General features: G+C 61.0%; 5 protein-coding genes. 2 read left to right on the plus strand and 3 right to left on the minus strand.

The genetic code is table 11. From position 1 onward, the window contains the following. Window positions 1-227: 227 nt before the first annotated feature. The 3 genes from HX846_RS20010 to gap all read right to left on the minus strand — a co-directional run bounded on the left by HX846_RS20010 (window position 228) and on the right by gap (window position 2,962). The gene (locus tag HX846_RS20010; RefSeq protein ID WP_087694633.1) at window positions 228-1,196 is read right to left on the minus strand and encodes a FecR domain-containing protein; all 969 of its coding nucleotides are present in this window, start codon (window positions 1,194-1,196) and stop codon (window positions 228-230) included. Between the two features lie 61 nt (window positions 1,197-1,257). Continuing rightward, entirely contained in the window at window positions 1,258-1,776 is a 519-nt protein-coding gene (locus HX846_RS20015; RefSeq protein WP_178965962.1) for a sigma-70 family RNA polymerase sigma factor, read from the minus strand. A gap of 184 nt (window positions 1,777-1,960) precedes the next feature. Next, window positions 1,961-2,962 (minus strand): type I glyceraldehyde-3-phosphate dehydrogenase, encoded by a 1,002-nt coding sequence (gene gap / locus HX846_RS20020; RefSeq protein ID WP_003214117.1) that lies wholly within the window; start codon window positions 2,960-2,962, stop codon window positions 1,961-1,963. 221 nt (window positions 2,963-3,183) lie between these two features. On the opposite strand from gap, the gene edd reads away from it, so the two are divergent. Both edd and HX846_RS20030 read left to right on the plus strand, forming a co-directional pair. Further along, window positions 3,184-5,010, plus strand: a complete 1,827-nt coding sequence (gene edd / locus HX846_RS20025) for a phosphogluconate dehydratase (protein WP_003214119.1) — start codon at window positions 3,184-3,186, stop codon at window positions 5,008-5,010. After that, the coding region (locus HX846_RS20030; protein WP_178965963.1) for a glucokinase at window positions 5,007-5,430 on the plus strand (424 nt) is incomplete at its 3' end. The genes edd and HX846_RS20030, both read left to right, overlap by 4 nt.

Below are 5,430 nucleotides of genomic sequence, written 5' to 3' on the forward strand. Positions count from 1 at the left end.
GCGGTGGCGGCCATGACGGGCGCACCGGCCAACAGGATTGCGGCCGTCAGCAGCGACAAGCCCTGGCGGCGAACGGGCGAAGAGGACCGGCGGTTGAAACGAGACGACATCGAGAGCGCTCCGGAAGGTACGAATCTTATAGTTGCGCACTGAATCAAATAGGAATCAGTTGCATTGGCTATAACGAGACGTATCGTCGCTGGCTATCGAGTAAAAATAATTCTCATTTAGTTCAGGATCACCAGCGCCGGGTATTCCGAGAGCTTGGCCGAGGTGATGTGGGCCAGGGAGCGCACCACGTCGAGCGGCTGGTCGAGCCGGTAATTGCCGGTGACGGCCACGCTGGCCAGCCTGTCGTTGTTGTTGACGATCCAGCCGGGGTAGTAGCGACGCAATTCGGCCAGCACTTCGCTCATCGGGCAGTTTTCGAAGATCAGCCGGCCGTCGACCCAGGCCAGGTCCTTGGTGGTGTCGAGCTTGGCCGGTTGGCCGAAGCCCTTGGGCCCGATGCGGATACTTTCACCGGCGCTCAGGCGCACCCGCGCGTCGTCAAACGTGTTGCTCAGGTCGACATCACCGCGCTGTACCTGAACCTGGGCTTCACCGTTCAAGTAGCGCACCGCGAAAGAGGTGTCGCGCACGCTGGCGCGCACCGGGCCGGCGTCGATTTCCAGGGGCAGGCCACGGCTGGGCAGCACTTCGAAAAACGCCTCGCCCTGATACAGGCGGGCGATGCGCTGGTGGTCCTTGATGCTGCTGGAGAAGGCTGAGTTGGTGTTGAGCAACACTTTCGAGCCATCGTCCAGCTGCAGGCGCTGGCGTTCGCCCACCACGGTCAGATGGTCGGCCTGCAGGCGCATAGGCAGGTTGCTGAAGCTGAACAGGCCCAGCAGCAACACAGCGGCAGTGGCCAGGGGCTTCCAGTGCGGTTTGATACGGCGCCAGGCGCTGGGTTTGCGTGGAGCATTCAGGGCGACGGCAGCGCTGTGAACCGGCGCGCCGCCCCAGGCAGTCTGGGCCTTGATGAAGGCTTCGGCGTTTAACGGGTCGTTGGCGAGCCAGGCTTCAAATTCCGCCTGTTGCCCGGGTTGCGGGCACTGCAACGCGATCAGCCAGTCGAGGGCTTGGTCCATGGCCGCGTCTTGCAACACCTCATGAGCCAGCTCATGGGGGTGCCGTTTATTCGGTTCCGTCACGGTGTTCCTCGGGTCTTCGCCACGTTTTAATCAATAGTCCTACAGACTGTGCCGACAAAGCTTAAGGGCGATCCAGTCTTTCGGCCACACCTATGCAGATGGCCATGATCAGTTTCAGTTCCTTCTGCACGGTGCTCAGGGACACGTCGAGCTTGTCGGCAATCTCCTGATAGCTGCAACCGTGCAGGCGGCTGAGGATGAATATCTGCTGCTGGCGGGCGCTCAACTGGCCGAGGCTGACACTCAGGTGCTCGAGCAATTGCTCGGCCTGTGTCGCGTCTTCGGGGGTGCTGACGGGGGAGGCGACGCTTTGCAGGACGTCCAGCGGGACATCTTCCTGCAGGGTGCGGGCCTGAATCCTGCGGGCGCGCAGGTGATCCAGCGCCAGGTTGCGCGCCGTCTGGTAGACAAAGGGTTCGAGGTGGTCGATCGGCCGTTCGTTCAGGGCCCGGGTAACGCGCAGGTAGGTTTCCTGCAACAGGTCCTCGGCGGTGCTGTGGTTATTCACCATCCGCTGCAAGGTGCGCAGCAAAATCACCCGTTGGGTGAGGAAGACTTGGTTGAAACGAGATTGGCTCACAGTGATACCAGACCGATTTGCAGCGAATGATAATGCTTATCATCAACGCAAATGGCAAGTGGCACTTTGGATTACTGTAGGAGCGAGCTTGCTCGCGAAGGGCGTCAACGAAATCGCTGGCATCCTGAATAAACGCGGTGGTTTTGCGTTTTTCGCGAGCAAGCTCGCTCCTACAGGCCGAGCATTACTCGGCGTTGCACAGCGCCAGGCAGTTATCCAGCATCCGGTTCGAGAAGCCCCACTCATTATCGTACCAGGCCAGCACTTTCAGCAGTTTGCCGCTCACTTTGGTGTGATTGGCGTCGAAGATCGACGAAAGCGGGTTATGGTTGAAGTCACTGGAAACCAGCGGCAGGGTGTTGTAGCCGAGGATTTTCGAGTGCTGGCTGGCTTCTTTCAGCAGCGCGTTGACCTGCTCGGCACTGGCTTCTTTTTTCAGTTGCACGGTGAGGTCCACCAGCGACACGTTGATCACCGGTACACGCACGGCCATGCCGGTCAGCTTGCCTGCCAGTTCCGGCAGCACCAGGCCCACGGCTTCGGCAGCGCCGGTCTTGCTCGGGATCATGTTCTGGGTGGCCGAGCGCGCGCGGTACGGGTCGGTGTGGTAGACGTCGGTCAGGTTCTGGTCGTTGGTGTAGGCGTGGATGGTGGTCATCAGGCCGCTTTCGATGCCCAGCTCGCGGTGCAGCACCTGGGCCACGGGCGCCAGGCAGTTGGTGGTGCAGGAAGCGTTGGAGATGATCTGGTGGGATTGACGCAAAATGTCATGGTTTACCCCGTACACCACGGTGGCATCGGCGCCCTTGGCCGGGGCCGAGATGATTACCTTGCGCGCGCCGGCGGTAATATGGGCGGCGGCCTTGTCACGGTCGGTGAACAGACCGGTGCATTCGAACACCACGTCCACCTTGTGCGCAGCCCACGGCAGGTCGGCCGGGTTGCGAATGGCACTCACGGCAATCCGGTCACCGTTCACGGTCAGGCTTTCCTGATCATGAGCGACCTCTGCGTCGAAAGTACCGTGGACGGTGTCGTATTTAAGCAGGTGGGCATTGATCGAGCTGTCGCCGAGATCGTTGATGGCGACGATCTGCAAATCCTGACGGTAGCCTTGGGTATAAAGTGCGCGCAGGACATTACGGCCAATACGGCCAAAACCATTGATAGCGATACGTAGAGTCATTGGAAGGTGCCTGTCGTCGATTTGTTGTAAGAATTACAAGATTATTCGCATAAAAATAGAAAACAAGCCTTTTTAGTGGCAATATTTTGTTCAATCTACAACGAGTGACCTGAATCAACTGGTCCGATTGGTCAAGCAACACCCTGCCAACCTCTTCGCGGCGGGCTTTTGACCAGCATAGACACTCAGGTCGCCACATCCGTTAGCCTGGAGTTCTATACATGCATCCCCGCGTACTTGAGGTCACCGAACGGCTTATCGCCCGCAGCCGTGCAACCCGTGAGGCATACCTTGCGCTCATTCGCGGCGCTGCCAGCGACGGCCCGATGCGCGGCAAGCTGCAATGCGCCAACTTTGCCCACGGCGTGGCCGGGTGCGGCACCGAAGACAAAAACAGCCTGCGCATGATGAACGCCGCCAACGTGGCAATTGTTTCGTCATATAACGACATGCTGTCGGCCCACCAGCCATACGAACATTTCCCCGAGCAAATCAAAAAGGCCCTGCGTGAAGTCGGTTCTGTTGGCCAGTTCGCCGGCGGTACCCCCGCCATGTGCGACGGCGTGACCCAGGGCGAGCCAGGCATGGAGCTCAGCCTGCTGAGCCGCGAAGTGATTGCCATGTCCACGGCGGTAGCGCTGTCCCACAACATGTTCGACGCCGCGCTGATGCTGGGTATCTGCGACAAGATCGTCCCCGGCCTGATGATGGGCGCCCTGCGCTACGGCCACCTGCCGATGATCTTCGTACCGGGCGGCCCGATGCCGTCGGGGATCTCCAACAAACAGAAAGCCGACGTGCGCCAGCGCTACGCCGAAGGCAAGGCCACCCGCGAAGAGCTGCTGGAATCGGAGATGAAGTCCTACCACAGCCCGGGCACCTGCACCTTCTACGGCACCGCCAACACCAACCAGTTGCTGATGGAAGTCATGGGCCTGCACCTGCCGGGCGCCTCGTTCGTCAACCCGTACACGCCGCTGCGTGACGCCCTGACCCGCGAAGCCGCGCACCAGGTCACGCGCCTGACCAAGGCCAACGGCAGCTTCACGCCGATCGGCGAGATCGTCGACGAGAAATCCATCGTCAACTCCATCATCGCCCTCAACGCCACTGGCGGGTCCACCAACCACACCCTGCACATGCCGGCCATCGCCATGTCGGCGGGCATCATCCTGACCTGGGATGACATGGCCGACCTCTCCGAGGTGGTGCCGACCCTGTCCCACGTGTATCCAAACGGCAAGGCCGACATCAACCACTTCCAGGCGGCGGGAGGCATGTCGTTCCTGATCCGCGAACTGCTGGAAGCCGGCCTGCTGCACAACGACGTCAACACCGTGGCCGGTCATGGCCTGAGCCGCTACACCCAGGAACCGTTCCTGGTGGACGGCGAGCTGGTATGGCGTGAAGGCCCGATCGAAAGCCTCGACGAAACCATCCTGCGTCCCGTGGCCCGTGCGTTTTCTCCGGAAGGCGGCCTGCGGGTTATGGAAGGCAACCTTGGCCGGGGTGTGATGAAGGTCTCCGCCGTGGCCCTCGAACATCAAATCGTCGAAGCCCCGGCCGTGGTGTTCCAGGACCAGCAAGACCTGGCCGACGCGTTCAAGGCCGGTGAGTTGGAAAAAGACTTTGTTGCAGTGATGCGTTTCCAGGGCCCGCGCTCCAACGGCATGCCGGAATTGCACAAGATGACCCCGTTCCTCGGCGTGTTGCAGGATCGTGGCTTCAAAGTGGCGTTGGTAACAGACGGGCGCATGTCCGGCGCCTCGGGTAAGATTCCCGCCGCGATTCACGTCAACCCCGAAGCCCAGAGCGGCGGGCCACTGGCACGTGTGCGCGATGGCGATATCATTCGCGTGGATGGCGTCAAAGGCACCTTGGAGCTTAAGGTGGACGCCGAAGAATTTGCCGCGCGCGCGCCTGCCACGGGCCTTCTGGGCAATAACGTGGGGGCCGGTCGCGAGTTGTTTGCGTTCATGCGTTTGGCTGCAAGCTCCGCAGAGCAGGGCGCCAGCGCCTTTACCTCTGCCTTGGAGACACTTAAGTGAAGCTAGCGCTGGTCGGTGATATCGGTGGTACCAACGCCCGTTTTGCGTTGTGGCGGGATCAGGAGCTGCATTCGATCCGCGTCCATGCGACGGCGGATCATGCCAGCCCGGAGGAGGCGATCCAGGTCTATCTGAAGGAAGAAGGCTTGGCCATCGGCTCGATTGGCGCGGTGTGCCTGTCGGTCGCGGGGCCGGTGAGTGGCGATGAATTTAAATTCACCAACAATCACTGGCGCCTGAGCAAGACTGCGTTCTGCAAGACCTTGCAGGTGGACGAGCTGCTGCTGGTGAATGATTTCTCGGCCATGGCCCTGGGCATGACCCGCCTGAAGCCCGACGAATTCCGCGTGGTGTGCGAAGGCACGCCGGAGCCGTTGCGCCCTGCGGTGGTGATTGGCCCGGGCACTGGCCTGGGCGTGG

The sequence above is a fragment of the Pseudomonas sp. K5002 genome (genome assembly GCF_013386655.1).
GTDB lineage: Bacteria > Pseudomonadota > Gammaproteobacteria > Pseudomonadales > Pseudomonadaceae > Aquipseudomonas.